Below are 24,152 nucleotides of genomic sequence, written 5' to 3' on the forward strand. Positions count from 1 at the left end.
CGAAACTTTCTGTTGATGCGGCCTCTCCAAGCCGGGCCAGAACTTATACTGGCCTAGAGAGATTCCGCCTTCAAATCGGACCCTCACCCGCATGTTTGCTCGATATCACGTATAGGGAACACTCGCATCATGGGTGCCAAACTGAAAGTTGCCGGCTGGGTTGCCTTGGGTGCCGTTGCCGGTGCACTCACCACCATGCAGTTGCCGGCCAACGGGCGCACCTCGCTCGCGCCCCTGCCCCTGGAGGAGATGCAACAGCTGGCCGCCGTGTTCGGCATGGTCAAGTCCGATTACGTGGAGCCCGTTGATGAGAAGAAGCTCATCAACGACGCCATCGCGGGCATGGTCGCCGGGCTGGACCCGCATTCGCAGTTCTTCGACAAGAAGAGCTTCAAGGAATTCCGCGAAAGCAGCACCGGCAAGTTCGTCGGCGTGGGCATCGAAATCGGCATGGAAGACGGTCTGGTCAAGATCGTTTCGCCGATCGAGGGCTCGCCGGCCTTCCGTGCCGGCCTGAAGAGCGGCGACCTGATCACCAAGATCGACGACACCATGGTCAAGGGCCTGGGCATCGATCAGGCCGTCAAGCGCATGCGCGGCGAGCCCAACACCAAGGTTTCGCTGACGATCTTCCGCAAGAGCGAAAGCCGCAGCTTCCCCATCACCATCGTGCGCGAAGAGATCCGCCAGCAAAGCGTCCGCGCCAAGGTGGTCGAGCCCGGCTATGCCTGGCTGCGCGTCAGCCAGTTCCAGGACCGCACCGTCGATGACTTCGTGCGCAAGCTCGAAGAGATCTACAAGCAGGAGCCCAAGCTGAAGGGTCTGGTGCTGGACCTGCGCAATGACCCGGGCGGCCTGCTCGAGGGCGCCGTGGCCATCTCCGCCGCCTTCCTGCCCGCCGACACCGTGGTCGTCTCGACCAACGGCCAGGTGGCCGACTCGAAGGCCGTGTTCAAGGCCACGCCCGACAACTACACCCGCCGCGGCGGCAGCGACCCGCTGCGCAAGCTGCCGGCCGCGCTGAAGAGCGTGCCCATGGTGGTGCTGGTCAATGAAGGCTCGGCCTCGGCCAGCGAAATCGTCGCCGGCGCGCTGCAGGACCACAAGCGGGCCATCGTGATGGGTGCGCAGACCTTCGGCAAGGGCTCGGTGCAGACGGTGCGTCAGCTCAGCCCCGAGACGGCGCTGAAGATCACCACCGCCCGCTACTACACCCCGAACGGTCGTTCGATCCAGGCCAAGGGCATCGTCCCCGACGTGCTGCTGGACGAAACCGCCGAGGGCAATGTCTTCGCCGCCCTGCGCATGCGCGAGGCCGATCTCGAAAAGCATCTGCAGAACGCCAAGGGCGAGGACGACAAGGACCCCGCCCGCGAAAAGGCCCGCGAGGAGGCCCGTGCCAAGCTGGAAGCCGAGGCGGCCAAGACCAAGGAGCCGATCAAGCCCCTGCCCGAATTCGGCAGCGCCGAAGACTTCCCGCTGACCCAGGCCTTCAATCGGCTGAAGGGCAAGACGGTGCTGGTGTCCAAGACGGCTGTGGAACGGAAAGCGGAAGCCACTACCGAGCAATAGGGCGAGGCCCTATCCACGAACAAAGCCCGCCCTGGCGGGCTTTGTTGTTTCTGGCCTCACGGCACAATCGCGCCATGAACGACAACCAGCTGCTGCGCTACTCCCGCCACATCCTGCTCGACGAGATCGGCATCGAGGGCCAGCAGCGGCTGCTGCAAAGCCATGCGCTGGTGATAGGCGCCGGCGGTCTGGGCTCGCCGGTGGCTCTGTATCTGGCCACTGCCGGCGTCGGGCACATCACGCTGGTCGATCATGACCAGGTGGACCTGACCAATCTGCAGCGCCAGATCGCCCACAATCTGGACCGCGTCGGCCAGGACAAGGTCAGCTCCGCCCGCCAAAGCATGCTGGCCATCAACCCCGATCTGCAGGTGCGCACCCTGGTGCAGCGCGCCGATGCGCAGGTGCTGGACGTGCTGGTCGCCGAGGTCGATGTGGTGCTGGACTGCAGCGACAACTTCCGCACCCGCCATGCCGTCAACGCCGCCTGCGTCAAGCATCGCAAACCGCTGGTGTCGGGGGCGGCGATAGGTTTCGACGGCCAGATCTCGGTCTATGACAGCCGCCAGCCCGACATGCCCTGCTACGCCTGCGTGTTCCCGCCCGAGTCGGCGGTGCAGGACGTGGCCTGCGCGACGATGGGCGTGTTCGCCCCGCTGGTGGGCATCATCGGCAGCCTGCAGGCGGCGGAGGCGCTGAAGCTGCTGGCCGGCATCGGCGAGTCGCTGGCCGGGCGGCTGCAGATGCTGGACGCGCGGCGCATGGAGTGGAGCGAGATCCGCATGGCACGCGCCGCGGACTGCCCCTGTTGCGCCGGACGGCCCGCCACAGCCATCGACAGGGTTTAAGCTCCACATCATGAGAAAGAAACCCCGCCAACTGATAGCCCGCAACTTCCCGACCGCCAAAGAAGAAGCCAAGGCCCCGCCACCCGCCGCGCTGTACGAAGGCCCGGAAAGCGCCTACAAGCTCGCCTTCGCCGACGACGACTTCCTGCTGCGCGAAGAGCTGCGCCCGGTGCGCATGCAGCTGGAGCTGCTGAAGCCCGAGATCGTGCAGCGCGAGCTTGGCATCGAATCCACCATCGTGATGTTCGGCAGTGCACGCACCCTGCCGGCCGACATCGCCGAAGGGCAGCTCAAGCTGGCCCGGGCCGATGGCGACGCCGATGCGATCCGCCAGGCCGAAGCCAAGCTGAAGATGAGCCACTACTACGAAGAGGCGCGCCGCTTTGCCGCGCTGGTGACGAAGAAGTCACGCGCCCGCAAGACACCGATCTACGTCGTCACCGGCGGCGGCCCCGGCATCATGGAGGCGGGCAATCGTGGCGCCTTCGAAGCCGGCGGCAAGAGCATAGGCCTGAACATCGTGCTGCCGCACGAGCAGGCGCCCAACCCCTACATCACGCCGGAGCTGTGCTTCCGCTTCCACTATTTCGCGCTGCGCAAGATGCACTTCCTGATGCGCTCGATCGCGCTGGTGTGCTTCCCCGGCGGCTTCGGCACCCTGGACGAGCTGTTCGAGACCATGACCCTGATCCAGACGGGCAAGTCGCGACGCCGCCCCATCCTGCTGTTCGGACGCGACTTCTGGACCCGCTTGATCAATGTCGAGCTGCTGATCGAGACCGGCATGATCAGCCCCGGCGACGAGAAGTTGTTCACCTTCGTCGAAACCGCCGAGGAGGCCTGGGCCGTGCTGGAAGCCGAGTACGGTCTGGATCTGCCGGCCGTGAAATCCACCGAACCGGGCTCGACTAACTGAATATGTCACTAGGCCCGAGCAGCGAGAATCAGCGCCCATGAAACGACACATCAGCCTGATCGGCGCGCCCACCGACATCGGTGCCGGCGCCCGTGGTGCCAGCATGGGGCCCGAAGCCATGCGCGTGGCCAATATCCAGTCCATCCTGGAAAGCCATGGCCTTGAAGTGCAGGACCGCGGCAATCTGGTCGGCCCGTCCAACCCCTGGCAGCCGCCGGTGGACGGCTACCGCCATCTGCCCGAGGTCACCGCCTGGAACCTGGCCGTGCATGAGGCCGTTCATGCGGAGCTGGACCAGGGTCGCCTGCCGATATTGCTGGGTGGTGACCACTGCCTGGGCCTGGGCTCGATCAGCGCCGTGGCCCGCCACTGCCGCGAAAAGGGCAAGAAGCTGCGCATCCTGTGGCTGGACGCTCACGCCGACTTCAACACCAGCCAGCTGACGCCCAGCGGCAATATCCACGGCATGCCGGTGGCCTGCCTGTGCGGCCTGGGCCCGCAGCAGCTGATCGAGATCGGCGGCCAGGTGCCGGCCATCAACCCGAAATGGATACGCCAGATCGGCATCCGCAGCGTCGACGAGGGCGAGAAACGCCTCGTGCATGAGCAGGACCTCGAGGTCTTCGACATGCGCTTCATCGACGAGATGGGCATGCGTCACACGATGGAGCTGGCCTTGGCCACCCTGGACGCCAACACCCATCTGCACGTCAGCTTCGATGTCGACTTTCTCGACCCCGACATCGCGCCCGGCGTCGGCACCACCATCCCCGGTGGGCCGACCTACCGCGAGGCCCAGCTGTGCATGGAAATGATCGCGGACACGGGCCTCCTGGCCTCGCTGGACGTGATGGAGCTGAACCCGGCGCTGGACGTGCGCAACAAGACTGCGCAACTGGCCGTGGACCTGATCGAAAGCCTCTTCGGTAAATCCACCCTGATGCGCAAGTAAGTCCGCAGCGCCCCCCAAACCTGTGGGGGATGACCGTAGGCACGCAACGTGATTTGATGTACTTAGCTGGTGATGTCCATCACCGGAGGAGTACGGCATGCGCGTGTTCGAGTTCAATCGAGGTCTCGCCAGGCTATGCAGCGCAGCAGCGCTGGCGCTCACGGCCCTGCTGGGCACGCCGGCCCAGGCGGCCTTCAGCGCCGACGTGACGGTGTCGCTGCTGGCGCCCGGCGGCATCGTCGGCGACAGCACGCCTCTGGGCGGCAGCGATGTGGTCAGCGGGGCGGACGGCCTGAAGCTGTCCCCCGGCGATGGCAGTTTCGTCGGCGGCTGGATGTTGCCGCTGGAACTGATCAGCTTCTCCGGCAACTCGATCAAGATGACGCTGGCCACCGGTGCCGAACTGGGCAATGGCGACTGGGTCACCGGCTATCTGGGTGCGGGCGGCGCCCATGCGCGACTTGACTTCAGCAACCTGAACATCGCCGGCCAGCAGATCGTCGGTCTGGTGCTCAGCGACAAGGACGGCTTCCTGGACACCGGCTTCAGCGGCCTGGTCAGTCCCACCGACCCCAGCAGCTATGTCAAGCTGCTCAATGCCCATCAACTGACCGTCGATCTCGACACCCTTGTGTTCAAGGACCGGGGCACCGGCTCCAGCAACGGCCGGGTGGATCTGCGCATCGATCTGGTGACCGTTGCCGTGCCCGAGCTGCCCAGCGGCAGCCTGCTGCTGGCCGGTGGCCTGTTGATGGGCGGCCTGCTGCACCGCAGGCGGCGCGAGCGCTAGCGCGCCCCCCCGGCCCAAGGCCGGTCGTGGCGAATGCGATGGCCTGGGCCGTGAAGCCGTCTCCAACTGATTGACTGAAGGACCTGCCATGGAACCCTTTCTCGGCCAGATCAGCATCACCAGCTTCAACTTTGCGCCCAAGGGCTGGGCGCTGTGCAACGGGCAGTTGCTGTCCATCAATCAGAACCAGGCCCTGTTCTCCATCCTGGGTACGACCTATGGCGGCAACGGCCAGACCAATTTTGCCCTGCCCGACCTGCGCGGCCGCAGCCCGGCGCACTGGGGCGAGGGCATGGCGCTGGGCGAGCGGGCCGGCGAAGAGTCACACACGCTGACGCAGGCGGAAATGCCCATGCACCAGCATGCAATGCAGGCCTCGCGGGATTTCGCCAATGCCAGCAACCCCGGACTGGCCGTACCGGCCTCCAAGGCCCGCGGTGGGCGTGACATCTACGCCCCGCCGGCCACGGCGGTCAGCCCGCTGAATCCGGCCGCCATGGGTTTGAGCGGAGGCAGCCAGCCGCACCCGAATATGCAGCCCTTTCTGACGCTCAATTTCGTGATCGCCCTGCAAGGCATCTTCCCGTCGCGCGACTGACGCTTCGACTTCCGCTTCAGGGGAACCCCATGTCACAACCCTATGTTGGTGAGATCCGCATGTTCGGAGGCAACTTTGCGCCGGCTGGCTGGATGTTCTGCGATGGCTCGGTGTTGCCCATAGCCGAGAACGAGGTGCTGTTCCAGCTGATCGGCACGACCTATGGCGGCAACGGCGAAACCACCTTTGCGCTGCCCGACCTGCGCGGCCGGGTGCCGGTGCACCAGGGCGCAGGCCCCGGACTGAGCAACCGGTTGCTGGCCGAGTCCAGCGGCAGCGAGACCGTGACGCTGACGACCGGCCAGATGCCCCAGCACCGGCATCAGCTGAATGCCTCGACCGCCGCTGCCGTGGTCGGCGCCGGCCCCAACGGGGTGCTGGCCGCATCGGCGGCAACGCAGTTCTATGGCAGCGGCGTGCCCAGCAATGACATGGCGGCCAATGCCGTGACCCAGCAGGGTGGCAACCAGCCGCACGAGAACATGGCGCCTTACCAGGCCGTGAGTTTCATCATTTCCCTGTTCGGCATCTTCCCGTCACCGAGCTGAAAACCAGGAGCGCTGCGATGTCAGACCCTTTTGTGGCCGAGATCCGCATCTTCACCGGAAACTTCCCTCCCAGGGGCTGGGCCTTGTGCAATGGTCAGCTGCTGCCGATCTCGCAGAACACCGCCCTGTTCTCGCTGCTGGGCACCACCTATGGCGGTGATGGCAAGTCGACCTTCGGCCTGCCCAATCTGCAGGCCCGGTTCCCTATGCATCAGGGCCAGGGCCCAGGGCTGACGGACAGAAATCTGGGCGAGATCGGCGGCGAGGCCACGGTCACCTTGCTCAGCAACGAGATGCCGGCCCACGGCCACGGGCTGAAGGCCGCGCTTTCCCCGACCACGGGCACGCCGGCACCGGACGTGATGTTGTCCCCGGTCAATGGCGGGGCAGCCATCTACAAGGCTCCAAGCAATCCGCAGGCGATGGCGCCGCAGACGCTGAGCCCCGCCGGCGGCGGTCAGCCCCACAACAACCGCCACCCCTATCTGGCCCTGACCTTCATCATTGCCCTGCAGGGTGTCTTTCCTCCCCGCCCCTGAGCCCGCCATGCAGCTGCGTCCCGTCACCGCCGCCGATCAGGCCTGGCTGCGGGCCCTCTATGCCAGCACCCGCGAGCAGGAGCTGGGCTTAAGCGGCTGGGACGCCGCCGGCCGCGAGGCCTTCGTCGAGATGCAGTTCAGGGCGCAGCACCTGGCTTACCAGGCTCGGCATCCGGCCGCGCTGCAGCACATCATCGAATGCAATGGCCAGGCCGCGGGACGGCTGTGGACCGATGACGGGGCGCTGTCGATCCGTCTGCTGGACATCAGCCTGCTGCCGGGTTGGCAGCGCCTGGGTCTGGGCACGCGCTGCCTGCGGGCGCTGCTGGAGCGGGCCGGCCGCCAGCGCAAGGCGCTGCGCCTGCATGTGGCCAGTGTCAATCCGGCCCGCCGCCTCTACGAACGGCTGGGCCTGGTCGTCACCGGCGAGCAGGGCCCCTATCTCGAAATGGCCTGGCAGCCACTGCCATGCCCCGACTCTGATCCACTGGAGATCTGCGATGAACAAGCGTGAATTCATGCTGGGCGCCGGCGCCCTGATCGGCGCTGCAAGCACAGCGGGCGCGGCCACGGCCGGCGTGGGCATGGCCGAGCCCGATGCAGACGCCGACCGGGCCCGCACGGCGCGCCCGCCCGAGCTGGCGCCCGACCTGGCGATGGCCAAGTGGCAGCACTATCTGGGTGACGAATTTGCCGCACCGGGCGGCATGCTGCGCCTGAGCGAGGTGCAAGACGAGTGCGGCGCAAGATCCGGCGCGACCGCCGAACAGTTCAGCCTGCTATTCGTCGGCACGGCGGCGTTGACGGCCGGCACGCATGCGCTTCGCCACGGCACGGGTCAGCGCATCGCCCTGTTCATGCAGCCGGCGGGCCTGTCGGCACAGGGCCAGGCGCTGTACCGGGCCGACTTCAATCTGCTGGGCTGAAGCCTCAGTCACCACGGCGCAATGTGGCGCAATGTGGCGCAATGTGGCGCAATGTGGCGTATTGGCGGCGAATGCCGGCGATGTGTGCGCCAGATCAGCGACAAGGCCCGGCTTTCGTCGCAATAATGGTCTGGATGGCCAACGACGACCACATCACCCTGCAAACCGAGCTTGATGCCGAGCTGGTCGCCGCCCGTGCCAGCACGCTGCACGGCCATGTGCAGACCAGTCTCGAGCAGGCCCAGCGCGCGCTGGGCCTGGCCCGGCAGCTCGGCAACACGGCCAGCGAGGCCGAGTGCCAGATGCTGCTGGCCCGCGCCCGGATGCGCCTGGCCAACTATCTGGCCTGTGCCGAGCATGGCGCCCAGGCGCTGGATCTGTGGACGCGGCTGCAGCGCCCCGCCGACCAAGCCGAGGCGATGGCGCTGAGTGCTGCCGCCTGCGGCGAGATGCATGCCCATCAGGCCGCCCTGGCCCTGGCCCAGGACCTCAGCGCCTTCGCCAGCCGCCACGAGCTGCACCGCTATCTGCCGCGGGCGTTGCACATCATGGCCGCCTGCCACTGGCGCATGGGTCAGAGCCACGAGGCCGAGCTGCTGATGCTGCAGACACTGAGCCGCTCGCGCGAGGGCGCCGAGTATGGCGAGGAGGCACGGGCACTCAACGGCCTGCTGGCCGGCTCCAATCTGGCCGTTGATCAGCATCTGCGACTGGGCGAGACCGAGCAGGCCCGGGCCACCGTCGAACGCATGCAGCGCTATCTGTCCCAGGCCCAGGCGGCCGTGGCGCGGGCCGAGGTGCCTCTGCTGAAGGCCACGCTGGGCCTGAACATTGCGATGGCCAGCCTGCTCTCGGGCAGGGAGGACAGGGCCGGCCCCCTACTGGAGGCCTCGCTGCAGACCTGTCGCGAGGCCGGCTACCGCGCCCTGGCGCTGACCGCGGCCGAATGGCTGGCGCGGCTGCGCCAGCGCCAGGGCCGACCACAGGAAGCGCTGGACCTGCTCGCCGAGCTGCTGGCCGAGGCCGAGCAGCCCAGCATGGTCAGCCTGCTCGCCGATGCCCATGCCACCCAGGCGCTAGCCCTGCGCGATCTGGGCCAGACGGAGGCTGCCGAGCAGGCGCTGCGCGACGAGCAGGGCCTGCGGCGGCGCATGGAGCATGCCAAGAACATGGCCCTGCCCAGGCTGCTGCAGCTGCAGCAGGCCATGCACCAGACCCTGCAGGACTTCGACCAGCGCGCCCTGGTCGGTTGACCGGCACGCGATGCTCCGGCACCGCCTCAGGCGCTGACGATCCAGCCTTCCAGGGAGTCCACCTGCGCCGGCAGACCGTGGCCGGGCTGGCCATGGGCCCAGGCCGCCTGCATCAGGCACAGCACCGCGTCGAGCTGATCGCCCTTGGCATCGTCCACCAGGGCGTCGCGCTGAGCATGGCTCAGGCGCAGGCGCAGCTGCAGCCGCGTGCGGCCCTGCTCCAAGGCCTCCAGCAGGTCCTTGCGCGCGATCAGGCGCTCGGGGGTCTGACGGGCCTTGTCATCGGCCTTGTAGCTGCGGTGGCCGATCAGCTCGCGTGCCAGCAGGCCCGGATAGCCTTCCAGCGCCACCCGCTGTGCATCGCCCCCCTGCAGGCCGGGCAGATCGACGCCGGCATCCATCAGCAGCGGCACGCCGGCATGCATCATCCAGGCCACCGGCGGGTTGACCCATTTCATCGATGGCGACGAGCCGGCGGGCAGGTCGCAGGCACGGTGGGCGAACTTCTTCCCCACCGGCCGCGCATCGCAGAAGGCCGCAAACCGGGTGCGCAGATCGGCGCGCGACTGCGCAGCATAGAACCGCATCAGCTCGGGCCACTGCTGCGGCCAGCCCAGCGCCTGCACCAGCTCGCGCGGCAGGCCGAACGGAAAGTCGAAGGCGCCCAGCCAGGGGCCAGCGGTGTCCAGCCAGGACCGAAAAGCCGCTAGGCTGGGCAGGGTCTGCAGGCCCTTCAGCCGCACCGCCGCGCCGCTGCGCTCGCCGCTGGCCACGACGATGGGCTTGCGTGCGCTGGGCGCACTGCTGAAGTCAATCCCAAACAAGTGCGTATGGTGGGGCGGGGAACTAGCATGCATGCTGCGCACTTTAGGTCACTCCCTCACTTCCCATGGTCAATCCCAACACGCCGGACGTTTCCTCAACCGCCGACAAGGCCGCAGATCGCCCGAAGCCCCAGGAACGCCTGGTCATCACCGAGCACAGGCTGCAGATCGGCAAGAAGACGCTGGAGTACACCGCCATCTGCGGCACCCTGGTACTGCACGAGCCGGAGGCCAAGGACGGCGAGCACCGGGGCGACAAGGCCCGCGCCGCGGTGTTCTTCACCGCTTACACGCTGAAGGGGGTGAAGAAGCCCGAGGCAAGACCTGTCACCTTCAGCTTCAACGGCGGGCCGGGCTCCAGCAGCGTCTGGCTGCATCTGGGCATTCTCGGGCCGCAGCGCGTGCTCACCGACGAGATCGGCAACGCCCCGCCACCGCCCTACGGGCTGGTGGACAACGAGTTCACCCTGCTGACCGACTCCGACCTGGTCTTCATCGACCCGGTAGGCACCGGTCACTCCCGCGTCGCCGAGGGCGAGAAGGTGGCCGAATTCCATGATTACCAGCGCGATCTGGAATCGGTCGGCGAATTCATCCGCCTCTATCTGTCGCGCTACAACCGCTGGGCCAGCCCCAAGTACCTGATCGGCGAGAGCTATGGCACGACCCGCGCTTCCGGCCTGTCGCGCCATCTGCAGGACAAGCACAACATCTTCCTCAACGGGGTGATGCTGATCTCGCTGGCCATAGACATGCAGACGCTCAGCTTCGACCATGGCAACGAGCTGCCCTACCCGCTGTATCTGCCGACCTATGCGGCCACCGCCTGGTATCACAAGGCCCTGCAGCCCGCCTTGCAGAAGAAGACGCTGGCAGAGGTGGTAGCCGCGGCCGAGACTTTTGCCAATGGCGACTACCACCTGGCGCTGATGCAGGGCTCACGACTTGACCCCAAGGCAAGGCAGCGCATCGCCGAGCAGCTGGCCCTGTACAGCGGCCTGTCGGCGGACTATGTGTTGAAGTGCGATCTGCGCCCGACCGAGTTCCGCTTCTTCAAGGAGCTGCTGCGCAGCCGCGGCGAGGTCGTGGGACGCCTGGACAGCCGCTTCATCGGCCAGGACCGCGATGATGGCGGCGAGCATCCCGAGGAGGACCCGGGCATGTCCAATCTGGCCGGCGCCTATGCGGCCGGCATCAACCAGTTGCTGCGCGACAAGCTGAAGTTCGACAGCGACGCCCCCTATCTGGTGCTGGCGCCGCTGTGGAAGACCTGGACCTGGAAGGACTTCGCCAACAAGTACGTCAATGTCGGTGACAGCCTGCGCCGTGCCATGCACAGCAACAGGCACATGCGCGTCTATGTGGCCAGCGGCTACTACGACCTGGCCACGCCCCACGGAGCCGGCGACTACACCCTCAGCCACCTCGGTCTGCGCGATGCGCTGGCCGGCAACATCACCGTCAGCTACTTCGAGGCCGGCCACATGATGTACATCCACCAGCCCTCGCTGGTGCGCATGGCGGCCGAGTTGCGTGCGTTTGTGCGCAAGGCCTGAGGGTCTGGGCGCCATCCAGGGTTTATCCTAGGCTCGGCTCGCTCAAGCCGGCACCGGGTGAGTCGATAGCACGCGGGCAGACTTGCCTGCGTGCTGTCATCAACTTGCCCAACCAAGTGAACGCTTCCGCCCTGTCCTCCCTGACCGATCTGCTGGCCCCGGCCGTCTCCGCCGCGGCCAGAGGCAATCACAAGGAGGGCCTGCGTCTGCTGGACGAGGTATTGGCCAGCTGCGAACCGGATGACAACCTCGGCCGCGCCACCTGCCTGCGACTGCTGTCACTGAACCACAACCGCCTGGGCAATCTGGAGACGGCGGCGAGGCTTGGCGGCGAGGCCCTGGCCCTGTATGCCAATCTGAGCGACGCGGCCGGCGAATCCGAGGCTCTGTGCACCCTCACCCTGACCTACACCCAGATCGGCCTGAACAAGGAAGCGCTGGAGTTCGGTCTGCGCGCCCTGCAGGCCGCCGAGCAGACCGGCGAGCTCAAGCTGCGCTGCTGGGCCTTGAATCGCGTCGGCCTGGCCTATGCCGCGCTGAAGCAGCATGACAATGCGCTGGCCCACACCGCCCGCGCGCTGAGTCTGGCCAAGGACCTCGGCGATGACGAGATCCTGTTCGCCAATCTGAACAACCTCGCCAGCCAGAACCTGGTGCAGGCCGACCAGCTGCGCCAGCAGGGCGACGCGGCGGCGGCCCTGCTGGCATTGACCCAGGCCGAGGCCCAGTGCGAGCAGGCCATCGCCGTGGCGCAGCGCGCAGGCAATCCGATGCGCGAATGCATCGCCCTGGTCAATCGCACCGAGGTCGCCCTGCAGGGCAAACGTTTCGACGAGGCCGAGGCCCTGGTGCAGCGCTACCACCTGCTGGCCGCCCAGCATGCCTATCCGTCGATCGAGCTGCATGCCGAGTTCGACTGGGTCACCCTGCTGCAGCACAAGGACCTGCACGAGGAGGCGGTCACGCATCTGCAGGCCCTGGAGTCGCATCCGCTGATGGCCGGCGACAGCAGCTTCCGTCTGTCGCTGTTCAAGTCGCTGTATGAATCGCACAAGCAGCTGCGCCAGTTCGAGCCTGCCCTGGCGGCGCTGGAGCAGCATGCGGCGCTGGACCGCCAGGCCGTGCTGCGCACCGCCGATGTGCAGGCCCGGGTGATGATGGGCCGCTTGCAGGTCGAGCAGGCCGAGCTGGCCGCCGAGCAGTCCCGCCTGGACGCGGAACGCCAGCGCCTGCGCGCCACCCAGCTGGAGCAGGAGCAGCTGCTGCTGCGCGCCCAGGCCGCCGAATGGGTGCGCGCCGCCCGCGAAGACACCCTGACGGGCCTTGGCAACCGCCGCGTCGTTGACGAGGCCCTGCCCGGCCTGCTGGCACGGGCCCATGCCGAACAGCTGCCGCTGTCGATCGCAATGGCCGATGTGGACCACTTCAAGATCGTCAATGACCGCTTCGGCCATGGCGTCGGTGACCAGGTGCTGGTGATACTGGGCCAGCTGCTGCGCGCCAACACCCGCAGCACCGACGTGCTGGCGCGCATGGGCGGCGAGGAATTCATGATGGTGCTGGTGGGCACGCCGATCGAGCAGGCTCACGACATCTGCGAGCGTCTGCGCCAGGCCGTCGCGCAGCATGACTGGAACCAGTGCGCGCCGGGCCTGCGCGTCACACTGAGCACAGGGCTGGTCGATCGCAGCGCCGAGTTCGACAGCCTGCGCCTGGTCGAACGTGCCGACCGTGCGCTCTATGCGGCCAAGCACCAGGGGCGCAACTGCGTGGTGCGGCACTGATCGCCGCATGATTTTTTCGTTTGCAACGATTTGACGAATATCTGAGCTAACCTTTTTTCGTCACGACGGGTTTTCAGCAATGCGGTTTGGGTGGGCGCCGGGAATAATCCAGTGCCCAGAACCCATCATGCCCACCACCGCCGAACCCGAAGCTCCCGTGAATGCCGCCTCCCTGCTGTCGCTGGCCCAGAAGGCCGGCGCCAGGGGTCTCTATCTGGAAAGCACCGACTGGGCCCAGGCCGCGCTGAAGGTCTGCCCCGAGAGCGATGTGGCCCTGCGCGCCCAGATCAACGGCCTGCTGGCCACCCACCACTGGCGGCTGGGCAATGCCGAGGTGGCCATGCGGGCCGGCACACAGGCGCTGGCGCTGTATGAGCGTCTGGCCGATCTGCCCGGCCAATCCACCACCCTGTGTGCGATGTGCATGGCCTGCAACCAGATCGGACTGTACAACCAGGCGCTGACCTATGCCTTCCGCGCGCTGAAGGCGGCCCAGCAGGTGGCCGACCGGCGTCTCGAATGCTGGGCGCTGAACCGCGTTGGCGTGACCTATGACGACCTCGGCGACCACAGCTCGGCACGCCGCTATCTGGACCAGGCCGTGGCCCTGGCCCGCGACCTGGGCGGCAGGGAAGAACTGTTCGGCGCGCTGAACAACCTGGCCCGCTGCGAGCTGATGCTGGCCGGCGAGTCACCGACTCCACCCGGCGAGATACCCAGCGAGCCCACCCAGCAGGCGCTGACACGCGCGCGCCAGCTGTGCGAAGGCAATCTGGCCCAGGCACGCAGCTGGGCCCATCCCCATATGGAAACCATCGCGCTGGGCAATCTGGCCGATGTGCAGGTGCTGGCCGGTGACCTGCGCGGCGCCGAGCAGACCCTGCGCCACTATCGCGAGGCCGCGCGCCTTCATGGCTACCAACTGGTCGAGCTGACCGCCACCTTCCAGCTCGCCAAGCTGGACAGCCGCCAGGGCCGCCCAGCAGCGGCCGTGCAGGCGCTGGAGGAGTTGCTGAGCAATCTGGTCGAGGCCGAGTTCGGCGGCCTGCTGATGGAGGTGACCCAGGCGCTGTACCAGGGCCACAAGCAGCTGGGCCAGCTGGCGCCGGCCCTGGCCCATCTGGAGCGCTTCAGCGGCCTGGAGCGCGAACAGCTGAAGCGCCGCGCCGACGAGCAGGCCCGCGTGCTCGTGTCGCAGATGGAGGTGGACCAGGCCCGCCAGGAGACCGAACGGGCACGGCTCGACGCCGAGCTACAGCGTCTGCGCGCCCACCGGCTCGAAGAGGAGCAGCGCAGCCTGCTGGCCCATGCCGCCAACCTCGGCCGCGAGGCCCGTGAAGACCCGCTCACCGGCCTGGGCAACCGCCGCCTGCTCGACGAATCGCTGCCCGGCCTGCTGAACCTGGCGCGCAGCGACCGCACGCCGCTGGCCCTGGTGATGATGGATGTCGACCACTTCAAGCGGGTCAATGACGACCACGGCCATGCCATTGGCGACCTCGTGCTGGCGCGGCTGGCCCGGCTGCTGATGGCCAGCACCCGCACCTCCGACCTGCTGGCCCGCATCGGCGGCGAGGAGTTCATTGCTGTGCTGGTCGGCACGCCCATCGACCTGGCCGGCGACATCTGCGAACGCCTGCGCCAGATGGTCGAGCACCATCCCTGGCAGGAGATCAGCCCCGGCCTCAAGGTCACCATCAGCCTGGGCCTGGTCGAGGTCAGCGACCCGGTGGAAACCACCCGCCTGCTGGCCCTGGCCGACAAGGCGCTCTACACCGCCAAGCACATGGGCCGCAACCGGGTTGTGCGCAGCGTGTAGCGGTCCGCCCCGTCGGGCGGCTACAGTCTCGACAACTTCATCGCTGAGACTGGCCCGACCATGAACCCCATCCTCGTTGACGTGCTGCGCGGCAGCACGGTCGAATCGACCCACAGCGGCGCCTTTGCCATCGTTGACGGTGACGGCGCCCTGGTCGCCTCCCTGGGCGACATCCAGCGCCCCATCTTCCCGCGCTCCGCGATCAAGGTCCTGCAGGCCCTGCCGCTGGTTGAGAGCGGCGCCGCCGACCGCCTGCAGCTCACCGACGCCGAACTGGCCATTGCCTGCGCCTCGCACAACGGCGAGCCCGAGCATGTTGCCACCGCTTTAGGCATGCTGAAGAAGGCCGGGCTGGACGCCGGCGCGCTGGAGTGCGGCACTCAGTGGCCGGGCCGCGAGTCGGTGCTGCGCGGCATGTTCAGCCGCCAGGAGCAGGCCGGCCCGCTGCACAACAACTGCTCGGGCAAGCATGCCGGCTTCGTCTGCGTGGCCTGTCAGCTGGCCCTGGCCGGGGGCAGCGATCCGGCCGAATTCACCCGCGGCTATATCCGTGCCGAGCATCCGCTGATGCGCGAGGTCGGCGCCGCGCTGGCCGCCACCACTGATACCGATCTGGCCAAGGCCCCCGTCGGCACCGATGGCTGCTCGATTCCCACCTACGGCATCCCGCTGCGCCAGCTGGCCCTGGCCTTTGCACGCGTCGCCACCGGTCAAGGCCTGGCCCCCGAACGTGCCAGCGCCGCCCGGCGCCTGCGCCAGGCCGTGGCCCGCGCGCCCTTCATGGTCGGCGGCACCGGCCGCTTCGACACCGATGTGATGGCCCTGCTCGGCGAGCGTGTGTTCTGCAAGGTCGGTGCCGAGGGCGTCTATTGCGCCAGCCTGCCCGAGCAGGGTCTGGGTGTGGCCTTGAAGATCGATGACGGCAATGCCCGCGGCGCCGAGGTGGCGATGGCAGCGTTGATCGAAGCCTTCGTCCGCCTCGGCGACGCCGAGCGGCAGGCGATGACCGACTTCAGCGCGCCGGTGCTGAAGAACTGGAACGGCATCGAGGTCGGCGGCCTGCGCGCTGGCGCCGCGCTGCTGAGCCTGAACGGGTCCACGGCCCAATGAACCCGGAAGACCTGCAAAAACTCGTCACCATGACCATGCCCTACGGCAAGCACCAGGGCAGGCTGCTGGCCGACCTGCCCGGCAACTACCTGAACTGGTTTGCCCGGGAAGGCTTCCCCAACGGTGAACTCGGCAAGTTGCTGGCCCTGATGCATGAGATCGACCACAACGGCCTGAGCGATCTGCTGAAGCCGCTGCGCGGACGGGGTCGGTGAGCGCAGCCATGCCCCACGCGGTGTCGCGTCTGCGCGCCGCCTGCCTGGCGCATAGCGACACCCGACCCTATCTCGACCGCGGCAGCCCGCGCAAGGAGCGCTGCACCGATTGCCGCCTGCCCCCCAGCCACTGCATGTGCGCCCTGCGGCCGGTGGTGCCCACGCGGGCCGCCCTGTGCCTGATCATGGCCGAGTTCGAGCCCCTCAAGCCCAGCAACACCGGCTGGCTGATTGCCGACGTCGTGCCCGATACATACGCCTTCAGCTGGTCCCGCACGGCGGTTGACTCAGGCCTGCCGGCCCTGCTCGACGATCCGCAGTGGCAGCCCTATCTGGTGTTTCCGGGCGAGTTCGCCGCGCCCGAGCGCGTGCAGACGGACCTGGCCTGCGCAACGGCCGAGCACCGGCGCCCCCTCTTTGTGCTGCTGGACGGCACCTGGTCCGAGGCCCGCAAGATCTTCCGCAAGAGCCCCTACCTGGACCGATTTCCGGTGCTGAGCCTGCAGCCCGAACAGCTGTCGCGCTACCGCCTGCGCCGCTCCACCCATGGACACCACTTCTGCACCTCTGAGGTGGCCGCCCTGTGCCTGGCCCTGGCCGGCGACCTGCATGCAGCGCAGACGCTGGAGGCCTATCTGGATGTGTTCAGCAACCGCTATCTGAGCGCCAGGCAAAGCGTTGCGCCCGATACCGAGGACGCCGAGCATCAGCGCTTGCGGGCCTTGGCCTAGACGTTCTCGAACAGCCCGCCAACATTCAAGATCTCATGCGCGATCTCGGGCCGCTGCTCCAGGCTTCGCTTGATCGCCGCCGGAATGGCCTGGCGCGTCTTGCGGCACAGGCCGGGCTGCTCATGCACCAGGATCACGATGCCGCGCAGGCTGCGCACGCCGTTGGGGCTGGTGCTGATGCTCAGCCGTATGCCGACCTGCTGCTCCATCCGCGCCTCCATATGCCGCAGATCGCCGAGGCTGCTCAGGTTCTCCAGCCGCTGCAGCAGGCGCTTCTCATCCTCGCGGGTCAGGCGCAGCACGCGCAGATCGCCGTCAGGGTGGGCCAACAAGGCCTCGCGCCCGCAAATGCAGGCGCCGGGCGGGCATTCGGTGCGTATCGGGAAGGGGGGCAGGGTCGTCGTCATGGGCACTGCCGTCGTTCTTGCTGGGACGGTTGCTGGCGCGATCATAGTGAAACCTGGGCCCATTGGCTCCCCAGCACGCCTTTCGGGTAGATTGGACGCCATGAGCACAAGCCCCGCCGACCCCTCCCTCATCGACTCGCGCACCGCCGCCTGGCGCCTGCTGGTCACGCTGGGCCTGGTCGTGCTGGGCAATAGCTGCATGTATGTGGTGGCCGTCGTGCTGCCCACCGTGCAGGCCGAATTCGGCATCAGCCGGGCCGATGCTTCGCTGCCCTACACGCTGATGATGGTCAGCCTCGGTCTGGGTGGCCTGGTCACCGGGCGACTGGCCGACCGCCACGGACTGATGCCGGTGCTGTGGATAGGCGCGCTGGCGGTCTGTGGCGGCTTCGTCTGGGCCGGCCTGTCCGGCAGCATCTGGACCTTCGGGCTGGCTCACGCGCTGCTCGGATTCTTCGGCAGCTCGTCGACCTTCGCGCCGCTGCTGGCCGACACGGCCCTGTGGTGGAACCGGCGGCGCGGCATCGCCGTGGCCATCTGCGCCAGCGGCAACTACATCGCCGGGGCGGTCTGGCCTCCGATCGTGCAGCACGGCATCGACACCATTGGCTGGCGCCAGACCTATGTGCTGCTGGGCATTGTGTGCGGCCTGGGCGTGTTCGCCCTGTCGCTGCGCATGCGCCAGCGCCCGCCCCTGGTCTCCCATGCACCCACGAGCGCCAGCGCCCCGGTGTTCGACCGCAGCCGCCCCTTCGGCCTGCAGCCCGCCCATGCGCAGCTGCTGCTCTGCGTGGCCGGCGTGGCCTGCTGCGTGGCCATGGCCATGCCCCAGGTGCACATCGTCGCCTACTGCACCGACCTGGGCTTCGGCGCCGCGCGCGGCGCGCAGATGCTCTCGCTGATGCTGGCCTGCGGCATCGTCAGCCGGCTGGTGTTCGGGTTGATCTGCGACCGCATCGGTGGCATCCGCACGCTGCTGCTCGGCTCGGCCCTGCAGGGCATCGCCCTGCTGCTGTTCCTGCCCTTCGACGGGCTGGTGCCGCTGTACGTGGTCTCGGCCCTGTTCGGTCTGTTCCAGGGAGGCATCGTGCCGACCTACGCCATCATCGTGCGCGAACACTTCGAGCCGCAGGAGGCCGGCGCCAGGGTCGGCGCCGTCATCATGGCCACGCTGGTCGGCATGGCGCTGGGCGGCTGGATGTCGGGCTGGGTGTTCGACGTGACGGGCAGCTACGACGCCGCCTTCCTCAACGGCATAGCCTGGAACCTGCTGAATCTCGCCGTCGCCGGCTGGCTGTTCTGGCGGGTGCGCGGGCTGGGCAGGGGCGTCGGGCCGGTGCCGGTCGTCGCGGCCAGGGGAGGCTGACGCCGTGGCAACGAAGCGGCCGAGTCTCGATCCCGGTGTCGCTGCCGCGCTGGCGGCTGCGGTCCTGTTCGGCGCGAGCACGCCGCTGGCCAAACCGCTGCTGGGCCAGACCAGCCCCTGGCTGCTGGCCGCCCTGCTCTACCTGGGCTCCGGACTGGGGCTCTGGCTGCTCCGGCGTCTGCGCAGGGCCCCAGCGGTTCGGCTCGAATCGGCTGAACGCTGGTGGCTGGCCGGGGCCATCGTCGCTGGTGGCATGGTCGCTCCGGTGCTGCTGATGCTGGGTCTGTCGCGCATGCCGGCCTCCGGCGTGTCGCTGCTGCTCAATGCCGAGGGTGTTGCAACGGCGCTGCTGGCCTGGTTTGCCTTCAAGGAGAACTTCGACCGCCGGATCGCGCTGGGCATGCTGGCCATCGTGGCCGGTAGCGTCGTCCTGACCTGGCCGGGCTCCGATGCGGCAAGCGGGGGCATCCAGCCCTGGTGGCCGGCACTTGCCGTGCTCGGTGCCTGCCTGGCCTGGGGCCTGGACAACAACCTCACACGCAAGGTCTCGCTCACCGATGCCAGCTACATCGCCATGAGCAAGGGCTTGGCCGCCGGTGCCACGAACCTCGTGCTGGCGCTCATCGCCGGGGCCCAATGGCCCGGTGCCGGCACGGTGCTGGCCGCCGGCCTGCTGGGGTTTGCCAGCTACGGCGCCAGCCTGGTCCTGTTCGTGCTAGGCCTGCGGCATCTGGGCACGGCCCGCACGGGCGCCTACTTCTCCGTCGCCCCGTTCATCGGCGCGATGTTGTCCATCCTGCTGCTGGACGAGCCGGTCACAGGCCCCCTGCTCCTGGCCGGGCTGCTGATGGCCATAGGCGTAGCCCTGCATCTGACCGAGCGGCACGAACACGAGCACCGGCATGAGCCGATGGAACACGAGCACACGCATGTGCATGGCACCGGCGACCTACACCACGCCCATGAACATGATCCACCGGTGCCGCCGGGAACGCGGCATACACACGGGCACAGGCATGAGCCGATGACACACAGCCACGGGCATTTCCCGGACGCGCATCACCGGCACGAGCATTGACAGTGATTGCCGTCGCGCTCCGGCGCAGATGCCGAGCCGGCAGACCCTTGGCCTCTTGCCCTATTGCCCGCCCATACAGGCCGGCTTCAGGTCGGGCGGCGGGAGCGCAGCACGATGCCCGACAAGGCGAGGCCAAGACTCAGCATGGCCCAGGTGCCCGGCTCAGGCACTGGCGTCGCCAGCTGAGCCACCTCGAGCGGCGTCAGCGCTCCGTCGTAGATGCGCACATCGTCGATCACGCCGTTGAAGAATTCGCCGTATGGCGCGAATTGCGCGCCGAGGCGGGTGTCCGACCCAAGAGGTGTGCTGACGATCGCAAACGGCAGGCTGGCCACGTTCAAGCCGTTGACGAACAGCCGGGTCGAACCGCCTCCACTCGCGTCGACGACCAGGGCGTAATGGGTAAGGCTGCCGACGGGGCCAAAGGGCACACCGGTTGCGACCCACTGGTCGCCCGCCCGGATATTTCCGCCCTGGTCGGTCCCGATATAGTGGCCCGGGCCGCCTGAATAGCCCTGCGAAATCATCTCGGTGAAAGTGCCCTGATCGAGATTGCGCTGGCCGAACAGCGCAACCGAGTAGCTGCCGGCGATCGGGATCAGGTGGTTGGCGAACTGGACATAGTCGCCGTTGCCGTCCAGCACCAACTGGCCGCCAGCCACATGGGCGTTATCGATCAGCGTGCCGTCGGCGGTGCCGACCAGATCGATCACGCCGGTACTGAAGTCGTAATGGTGGAAGAGCATTGCCGCCTGCGCCGAACCACCTGCGGCCAGCGCCGCGCTCAAGGTCAGTGCGCGAAGGCAGGTTTGACTAAGGTTGACCATGGAGTTCTCCATCTCGGGTTTGCCGCCAGGCTCAAGGCTACTGCGTTCCTGCAGCGGATGCCACGGATTTCTCGCCCTGCTGGCGGCCGATCTGCGGCTGCGCTTTCATGCTATGGCTGGTGCTGGGCCGTACAACTCGCCCTGACCCAAGCTCTTGCGCAGAGAGCCTTCCGAGTCGCCTGCATGGGCCGCAATGCGGTCACCCGAACGGGGTCGCCGATCCGTCAACTCTTTTGACCTCGCGCAATCGGCAGTCGGTACTGCCGCGACAGACTGCTGGGTCGATCAATGGAGCATGCGATGAGTCGATCCTGCGGGGCCAAGAACTGGCTTCAGAAGTCAGCCGCCTTGGCCAGCTGCCCGGTCAATTTGATTGGCCTGTGCCTGATGGCGGCGCTGATGGCCCAGCCCGCACCGGCGGCGGCCTATGCCCAAGCGACTGTCGAGGCCGTTGTGAAGTTTCATATCGAGACGGTGCCCGGGGTTGAATTGAGTTTTCTTGAACTGTCGACGTCGCACGTCAATTGGGGCTACGGCGTTCATAACGAGAGGTGGGCGCCGGCGGCCGTTGGCGGCGCAGGCCAGGACTTCACGGCAAACTTTTTCGCCGAATCAATTGCCACGTCGCCGCCCGAATCGTATGCATATGTGCGCCACAGTCTGGAAGGCTCGGTGTTCGCTGTGCTGAGCAATACCAGCGCGGCGGCAAAGACCGTGCGCATCGAGTCGTCTGCCACGGTGGTGTCCGATGTGACGGCCACCGGCCCGCTCGACTGGGCCCGCGTGAACTACCGCCTGAAGTTCAGCGGCCAGGGCTCTTCAGGGACCCATGTCGAGAAGATCTTTTTCGATCGTGACAGAACCGTCGCAGCAGGCGTTGGCGCTGAGGGTTGGTGGGACTTTGTCAACGACACCGTCAACAATCCCAGCTTCGAGGTCACGCTGGCCGCGGGTGAGCAGTACAGCCTGTCAAACGATGGCACGGTACTTGTAGCCGAGGCTTTTTCGGCGCCGGTGCCTGAACCCGCATCAGCCTGGCTTTGGGGGCTTGGCTTGCTCGGCATCGCCTGTTGCCGCAAGGCATGTCTCGGACGCGACTGAGGCAGCTCAGCGCCCTTCACCCAGCGCCGCCCTGACCCTGGCGTCCGGCGAACGGGCGGCATACGCCTCGGCCGTCAGGCCCAGCCTATCCACCCGCGTGCGTGAAGCGGAACGGGCCAGCAGCTCGGTGATCAGCTCGGGGCGGGCTTCGATGGCGGCATGCATCAGCGGCGTACGGCCCAGCGCATCGGTGGCGTCGACTTCGAGGCCGGCCTCCAGGGCGGCGCGCAGCCCGGCACGGTCGTCGCTGCGTATCAGCGCCACCCAGCTGGGCTCCGGCGGCGCTTGCAACGCAGCAGCGCCGGAGGGCACGGCCAGCGTCTCGGCTCTTCGGCGCATGGCAGCCGTCGGCGCAGCGGGCGCTGGGGCCAGGTCGCGCGTTGGTGCTGCCGTCGCGGGTGCCGGCGCCTGAGCAACCGTGACGTCGGCCGGCGCAGCGGGTGCTGGTTCAAGCTCTGCGACCGGCGGCGCGGCTGCCAGCACTTCGGGGGCTTGAGTCTTGGCCCTTGAGTCGGAGCGGGCGGCGGCGCGAGGCGGACTTGCCTCAACCACCGGCCGGGGCGCCTGCACAGCCTCCGGCGCAGGCGTGGGCGCTGCCGCCACCTTCGCACCATCCATCGATGCCCCGGCCAGCGGTTCAGCATCCCGGTCCAGGCCCAGCTGCCAGACCAGGCCGGCCGACAACACCAGGGCCAGGGCCGAGCCGCCCAGCATCAACCACAAGGGCCGGTTGGCAGCGGGCGCCGATATGCGCTCCTGGCGCCGGGCCGTCTCGAGGGCCGCCACCTCGGCCAGCACGGCGCCGCGGCGGCGTCGACGATCGGCGTCATCGAGCCCGGCTTCGGTCTCCAGCGCCTGGCGGTAGGCCCGCTCCAGCGGGCCCGGCAGGACTTCGGTCACTTCAGGTTCAGACATGCTGGGGCCTCCACGCTCTCAGATCGGCCCGCAGGGCCTCGCGGGCATAGCGCAACCGGCTCTTGGCCGTCTCCAGGCCGACGCCGGTGATGCCGGCCACCTCGTTCAGGCTGAGATCCATCTGCGCAAACAGCACAAAGGTCTCGCGCTGCGCCTCGGGCAGGGCCTCCACGGCGCGCAGCAGTTCGTCGGACAGCTGGCGGCTCTCCAGCACCCGCTCGGGCAGGCGCGACAGCGTGTCGGAGAAGTCGGCCAGGCTGAGGCCGAGGTCATCGGCGCGTTGCTCGGCTGCAGACTTGTCGGCACGGAAGTGGTCCATGACCTTGTTGCGGGCGATCGTGAACAGCCAGGTGACGAAGCGTGCCTTGCCGGCGTCGAAGGACGCCGCACTCCTGGCCACCGCGACCCAGCAGTCCTGATGCAGATCCTCCGCAAGGTTCACCGCGTCGCGCCCCAGCAATCTGCCGATGAAGCCGAAGACCTGGCGGTCATGGCGGTCGTACAGCCGGGCGAAGGCCTGCTGATCCCCGCCCAGATAGGCGGCGAGCAGTTGGGCGTCGGTTGGCTGTGACGACGGGGCTGGCATGAGCCGATGCTAGCGGCTCGGTGGATCCGGCACATAGCCGTTGTCACTCACCGGAAAGGGCCGGGGCCGGCTGGGCCGGATCTGCGCCCAGCGCGACGGCACGATGCCGGCGGCCACCAGGCGATCCAGGCTGTCGTACTCGAGCTGAACCACGCTCTGCGGGCGGCTGCTGGCCCGCTCGAAGCGGGTGTGGCTGGTGTAGGAGGTCTCGCGCTCGCCATGGGCCGTGCCCAGCTTGGCCGCGGCCTCCTGGCGCGGCGCGGACTTCTCCTGCATCGCGGTGGCACCGGCCATCGGTGCTGCCGAGGGTGCCGGCGCGGCGCGATCCCGCGCCTCGGCATCGGACCTGAGCAGCGGCGGCGATTCGATCACCGGCGGCGGCACCGCCTTCTCGCGAAAAGCGGCCACGCCGATCACGCCCACATGGCCGGGCCGGCCGGTCTGCGCCGCATAGGACTGCGTGATGGCCGCGAACTGGAAGGCCGCCACCTCGGCATCGCTCTTGCGCCAGCCGCGGATGTCATAGCTCTCATAGGGCGCCAGCACATAACCGGTCTGTGCCCAGCCAGCCGTCTGCCCCGAAATGACGTTGATGCCGTCCACCGACAGCACGGCCAGCACCCGCCCGCCAGTCAGATTGCGCAGGCGCAGCGCATAGCGGGCGCCGGGCCGGCCGGCGACGTACTGGCGTTGGTCTTTGGCATAGACCGGCAACAGCTGATCGGCGTCGCGGTCGAAGACTTCCAGCGAGACCAGATTCTCCTGGGCCAGCGCCGGGGCGCTGCAGCCTGCCAGCAGCAGGCCGGCGAGACCGAGGGCCGAGACAGTAAAGCGGCGGCGGGCCGGTTGAATCGATGAGGTGGTGGTGCGCATGATGACCCCGTTTGAGTG

The 24,152-nt window shown here is 67.8% G+C and carries 26 protein-coding genes; 20 read left to right on the top strand and 6 right to left on the bottom strand.

Annotation, left to right across the window (positions count from 1 at the left end; translation table 11 throughout):
• The first annotated feature begins 129 nt into the window (after positions 1–129).
• The 11 genes from DES47_RS19735 (at position 130) to DES47_RS19785 (ending at position 8,942) form a co-directional block, all read left to right on the top strand.
• Positions 130–1,572, top strand: coding sequence for a S41 family peptidase (locus DES47_RS19735; RefSeq protein WP_133702457.1), 1,443 nt, complete (start codon positions 130–132; stop codon positions 1,570–1,572).
• Between the two features lie 74 nt (positions 1,573–1,646).
• Positions 1,647–2,420, top strand: a complete 774-nt coding sequence (locus DES47_RS19740; protein ID WP_133702458.1) for a HesA/MoeB/ThiF family protein — start codon at positions 1,647–1,649, stop codon at positions 2,418–2,420.
• 10 nt (positions 2,421–2,430) lie between these two features.
• Complete coding sequence (locus tag DES47_RS19745; protein WP_133702459.1) at positions 2,431–3,336, top strand: LOG family protein; 906 nt, start codon at positions 2,431–2,433, stop codon at positions 3,334–3,336.
• Positions 3,337–3,373: 37 nt separating this feature from the next.
• Positions 3,374–4,288, top strand: a complete 915-nt coding sequence (rocF, locus tag DES47_RS19750; RefSeq protein WP_133702460.1) for an arginase — start codon at positions 3,374–3,376, stop codon at positions 4,286–4,288.
• A gap of 97 nt (positions 4,289–4,385) precedes the next feature.
• Complete coding sequence (locus DES47_RS19755; RefSeq protein ID WP_133702461.1) at positions 4,386–5,078, top strand: hypothetical protein; 693 nt, start codon at positions 4,386–4,388, stop codon at positions 5,076–5,078.
• Positions 5,079–5,166: 88 nt separating this feature from the next.
• A complete protein-coding gene (locus DES47_RS19760; protein WP_133702462.1) occupies positions 5,167–5,676 on the top strand; it encodes a phage tail protein in 510 nt (169 codons plus the stop codon).
• A gap of 29 nt (positions 5,677–5,705) precedes the next feature.
• Positions 5,706–6,224 (top strand): phage tail protein, encoded by a 519-nt coding sequence (locus DES47_RS19765; RefSeq protein ID WP_133702463.1) that lies wholly within the window; start codon positions 5,706–5,708, stop codon positions 6,222–6,224.
• Positions 6,225–6,241: 17 nt separating this feature from the next.
• On the top strand, positions 6,242–6,763 hold the full coding sequence (locus tag DES47_RS19770; RefSeq protein WP_133702464.1) for a phage tail protein: 522 nt from the start codon (positions 6,242–6,244) through the stop codon (positions 6,761–6,763).
• A 7-nt stretch (positions 6,764–6,770) separates the two neighbouring features.
• Positions 6,771–7,277, top strand: coding sequence for a GNAT family N-acetyltransferase (locus DES47_RS19775; protein WP_133702465.1), 507 nt, complete (start codon positions 6,771–6,773; stop codon positions 7,275–7,277).
• On the top strand, positions 7,264–7,689 hold the full coding sequence (locus DES47_RS19780; protein WP_133702466.1) for a DUF6916 family protein: 426 nt from the start codon (positions 7,264–7,266) through the stop codon (positions 7,687–7,689). Before DES47_RS19775 ends, DES47_RS19780 begins: the two co-directional genes overlap by 14 nt.
• Positions 7,690–7,823: 134 nt before the next feature.
• A complete protein-coding gene (locus DES47_RS19785; RefSeq protein ID WP_133702467.1) occupies positions 7,824–8,942 on the top strand; it encodes an ATP-binding protein in 1,119 nt (372 codons plus the stop codon).
• Between the two features lie 26 nt (positions 8,943–8,968).
• Here DES47_RS19785 and DES47_RS19790 read toward each other — a convergent pair whose 3' ends face one another.
• Positions 8,969–9,799: a DUF429 domain-containing protein gene (locus tag DES47_RS19790; RefSeq protein WP_133702468.1), complete on the bottom strand. Its 831-nt coding sequence runs from the start codon at positions 9,797–9,799 to the stop codon at positions 8,969–8,971.
• A 32-nt stretch (positions 9,800–9,831) separates the two neighbouring features.
• On the opposite strand from DES47_RS19790, the gene DES47_RS19795 reads away from it, so the two are divergent.
• The 6 genes from DES47_RS19795 (at position 9,832) to DES47_RS19820 (ending at position 16,981) form a co-directional block, all read left to right on the top strand.
• Positions 9,832–11,322, top strand: a complete 1,491-nt coding sequence (locus tag DES47_RS19795) for a S10 family peptidase (RefSeq protein ID WP_133702469.1) — start codon at positions 9,832–9,834, stop codon at positions 11,320–11,322.
• A 116-nt stretch (positions 11,323–11,438) separates the two neighbouring features.
• Positions 11,439–13,106 carry a GGDEF domain-containing protein gene (locus DES47_RS19800; RefSeq protein WP_133702470.1) on the top strand — a complete coding sequence of 556 codons (1,668 nt, stop codon included), beginning with the start codon at positions 11,439–11,441 and terminating at the stop codon, positions 13,104–13,106.
• Between the two features lie 127 nt (positions 13,107–13,233).
• Complete coding sequence (locus DES47_RS19805) at positions 13,234–14,925, top strand: tetratricopeptide repeat-containing diguanylate cyclase (RefSeq protein WP_166652086.1); 1,692 nt, start codon at positions 13,234–13,236, stop codon at positions 14,923–14,925.
• A gap of 60 nt (positions 14,926–14,985) precedes the next feature.
• Positions 14,986–16,035 (top strand): asparaginase, encoded by a 1,050-nt coding sequence (locus DES47_RS19810; RefSeq protein ID WP_133702472.1) that lies wholly within the window; start codon positions 14,986–14,988, stop codon positions 16,033–16,035.
• Positions 16,032–16,250, top strand: coding sequence for a DUF3820 family protein (locus DES47_RS19815; RefSeq protein ID WP_133702473.1), 219 nt, complete (start codon positions 16,032–16,034; stop codon positions 16,248–16,250). The genes DES47_RS19810 and DES47_RS19815 overlap by 4 nt, the downstream gene beginning before the upstream one ends.
• A gap of 8 nt (positions 16,251–16,258) precedes the next feature.
• Positions 16,259–16,981: a tRNA-uridine aminocarboxypropyltransferase gene (locus DES47_RS19820; RefSeq protein WP_133702474.1), complete on the top strand. Its 723-nt coding sequence runs from the start codon at positions 16,259–16,261 to the stop codon at positions 16,979–16,981.
• Here DES47_RS19820 and DES47_RS19825 read toward each other — a convergent pair.
• A complete protein-coding gene (locus DES47_RS19825; RefSeq protein ID WP_133702475.1) occupies positions 16,978–17,388 on the bottom strand; it encodes a hypothetical protein in 411 nt (136 codons plus the stop codon). The two genes, DES47_RS19820 and DES47_RS19825, sit on opposite strands and share 4 nt — an antisense overlap.
• Positions 17,389–17,488: 100 nt before the next feature.
• Between DES47_RS19825 and DES47_RS19830 the strand changes: the two genes are divergently transcribed.
• Complete coding sequence (locus DES47_RS19830) at positions 17,489–18,754, top strand: MFS transporter (RefSeq protein WP_133702476.1); 1,266 nt, start codon at positions 17,489–17,491, stop codon at positions 18,752–18,754.
• A 4-nt stretch (positions 18,755–18,758) separates the two neighbouring features.
• Positions 18,759–19,832 carry a DMT family transporter gene (locus tag DES47_RS19835; protein WP_133702477.1) on the top strand — a complete coding sequence of 358 codons (1,074 nt, stop codon included), beginning with the start codon at positions 18,759–18,761 and terminating at the stop codon, positions 19,830–19,832.
• Positions 19,833–19,918: 86 nt separating this feature from the next.
• Here the strand turns inward: DES47_RS19835 and DES47_RS19840 are convergent, their stop codons facing one another.
• Positions 19,919–20,659 carry a LamG domain-containing protein gene (locus DES47_RS19840; RefSeq protein WP_166652087.1) on the bottom strand — a complete coding sequence of 247 codons (741 nt, stop codon included), beginning with the start codon at positions 20,657–20,659 and terminating at the stop codon, positions 19,919–19,921.
• A gap of 300 nt (positions 20,660–20,959) precedes the next feature.
• Between DES47_RS19840 and DES47_RS19845 the strand changes: the two genes are divergently transcribed.
• Positions 20,960–21,760 (top strand): PEP-CTERM sorting domain-containing protein, encoded by an 801-nt coding sequence (locus DES47_RS19845; RefSeq protein WP_133702479.1) that lies wholly within the window; start codon positions 20,960–20,962, stop codon positions 21,758–21,760.
• Positions 21,761–21,766: 6 nt separating this feature from the next.
• Here the strand turns inward: DES47_RS19845 and DES47_RS19850 are convergent, their stop codons facing one another.
• Genes DES47_RS19850 through DES47_RS19860 form a run of 3 tightly spaced genes read right to left on the bottom strand, consistent with a single transcriptional unit; the run spans position 21,767 to position 24,134 of the window.
• Positions 21,767–22,675 carry an ankyrin repeat domain-containing protein gene (locus DES47_RS19850; protein WP_133702480.1) on the bottom strand — a complete coding sequence of 303 codons (909 nt, stop codon included), beginning with the start codon at positions 22,673–22,675 and terminating at the stop codon, positions 21,767–21,769.
• Complete coding sequence (locus DES47_RS19855; protein WP_133702481.1) at positions 22,668–23,261, bottom strand: sigma-70 family RNA polymerase sigma factor; 594 nt, start codon at positions 23,259–23,261, stop codon at positions 22,668–22,670. Before DES47_RS19855 ends, DES47_RS19850 begins: the two co-directional genes overlap by 8 nt.
• A 9-nt stretch (positions 23,262–23,270) precedes the next feature.
• Positions 23,271–24,134: a hypothetical protein gene (locus tag DES47_RS19860; protein WP_133702482.1), complete on the bottom strand. Its 864-nt coding sequence runs from the start codon at positions 24,132–24,134 to the stop codon at positions 23,271–23,273.
• Positions 24,135–24,152: the final 18 nt, after the last annotated feature.

Source organism: Roseateles toxinivorans (assembly GCF_004362525.1).
Taxonomy (GTDB): domain Bacteria; phylum Pseudomonadota; class Gammaproteobacteria; order Burkholderiales; family Burkholderiaceae_C; genus Paucibacter; species Paucibacter toxinivorans.

Excerpts from the sequence above, each read along its gene's own strand:
- DES47_RS19735 (WP_133702457.1), top strand. The coding sequence starts at position 130 with ATGGGTGCCAAACTGAAAGTTGCCGGCTGGGTTGCCTTGGGTGCCGTT.
- DES47_RS19740 (WP_133702458.1), top strand. The coding sequence starts at position 1,647 with ATGAACGACAACCAGCTGCTGCGCTACTCCCGCCACATCCTGCTCGAC.
- DES47_RS19745 (WP_133702459.1), top strand. The coding sequence starts at position 2,431 with ATGAGAAAGAAACCCCGCCAACTGATAGCCCGCAACTTCCCGACCGCC.
- rocF (WP_133702460.1), top strand. The coding sequence starts at position 3,374 with ATGAAACGACACATCAGCCTGATCGGCGCGCCCACCGACATCGGTGCC.
- DES47_RS19755 (WP_133702461.1), top strand. The coding sequence starts at position 4,386 with ATGCGCGTGTTCGAGTTCAATCGAGGTCTCGCCAGGCTATGCAGCGCA.
- DES47_RS19760 (WP_133702462.1), top strand. The coding sequence starts at position 5,167 with ATGGAACCCTTTCTCGGCCAGATCAGCATCACCAGCTTCAACTTTGCG.
- DES47_RS19765 (WP_133702463.1), top strand. The coding sequence starts at position 5,706 with ATGTCACAACCCTATGTTGGTGAGATCCGCATGTTCGGAGGCAACTTT.
- DES47_RS19770 (WP_133702464.1), top strand. The coding sequence starts at position 6,242 with ATGTCAGACCCTTTTGTGGCCGAGATCCGCATCTTCACCGGAAACTTC.
- DES47_RS19775 (WP_133702465.1), top strand. The coding sequence starts at position 6,771 with ATGCAGCTGCGTCCCGTCACCGCCGCCGATCAGGCCTGGCTGCGGGCC.
- DES47_RS19780 (WP_133702466.1), top strand. The coding sequence starts at position 7,264 with ATGAACAAGCGTGAATTCATGCTGGGCGCCGGCGCCCTGATCGGCGCT.
- DES47_RS19785 (WP_133702467.1), top strand. The coding sequence starts at position 7,824 with ATGGCCAACGACGACCACATCACCCTGCAAACCGAGCTTGATGCCGAG.
- DES47_RS19790 (WP_133702468.1), bottom strand. The coding sequence starts at position 9,799 with ATGCATGCTAGTTCCCCGCCCCACCATACGCACTTGTTTGGGATTGAC.
- DES47_RS19795 (WP_133702469.1), top strand. The coding sequence starts at position 9,832 with ATGGTCAATCCCAACACGCCGGACGTTTCCTCAACCGCCGACAAGGCC.
- DES47_RS19805 (WP_166652086.1), top strand. The coding sequence starts at position 13,234 with ATGCCCACCACCGCCGAACCCGAAGCTCCCGTGAATGCCGCCTCCCTG.
- DES47_RS19810 (WP_133702472.1), top strand. The coding sequence starts at position 14,986 with ATGAACCCCATCCTCGTTGACGTGCTGCGCGGCAGCACGGTCGAATCG.
- DES47_RS19815 (WP_133702473.1), top strand. The coding sequence starts at position 16,032 with ATGAACCCGGAAGACCTGCAAAAACTCGTCACCATGACCATGCCCTAC.
- DES47_RS19820 (WP_133702474.1), top strand. The coding sequence starts at position 16,259 with ATGCCCCACGCGGTGTCGCGTCTGCGCGCCGCCTGCCTGGCGCATAGC.
- DES47_RS19825 (WP_133702475.1), bottom strand. The coding sequence starts at position 17,388 with ATGACGACGACCCTGCCCCCCTTCCCGATACGCACCGAATGCCCGCCC.
- DES47_RS19830 (WP_133702476.1), top strand. The coding sequence starts at position 17,489 with ATGAGCACAAGCCCCGCCGACCCCTCCCTCATCGACTCGCGCACCGCC.
- DES47_RS19840 (WP_166652087.1), bottom strand. The coding sequence starts at position 20,659 with ATGGTCAACCTTAGTCAAACCTGCCTTCGCGCACTGACCTTGAGCGCG.
- DES47_RS19845 (WP_133702479.1), top strand. The coding sequence starts at position 20,960 with ATGAGTCGATCCTGCGGGGCCAAGAACTGGCTTCAGAAGTCAGCCGCC.
- DES47_RS19850 (WP_133702480.1), bottom strand. The coding sequence starts at position 22,675 with ATGTCTGAACCTGAAGTGACCGAAGTCCTGCCGGGCCCGCTGGAGCGG.
- DES47_RS19855 (WP_133702481.1), bottom strand. The coding sequence starts at position 23,261 with ATGCCAGCCCCGTCGTCACAGCCAACCGACGCCCAACTGCTCGCCGCC.
- DES47_RS19860 (WP_133702482.1), bottom strand. The coding sequence starts at position 24,134 with ATGCGCACCACCACCTCATCGATTCAACCGGCCCGCCGCCGCTTTACT.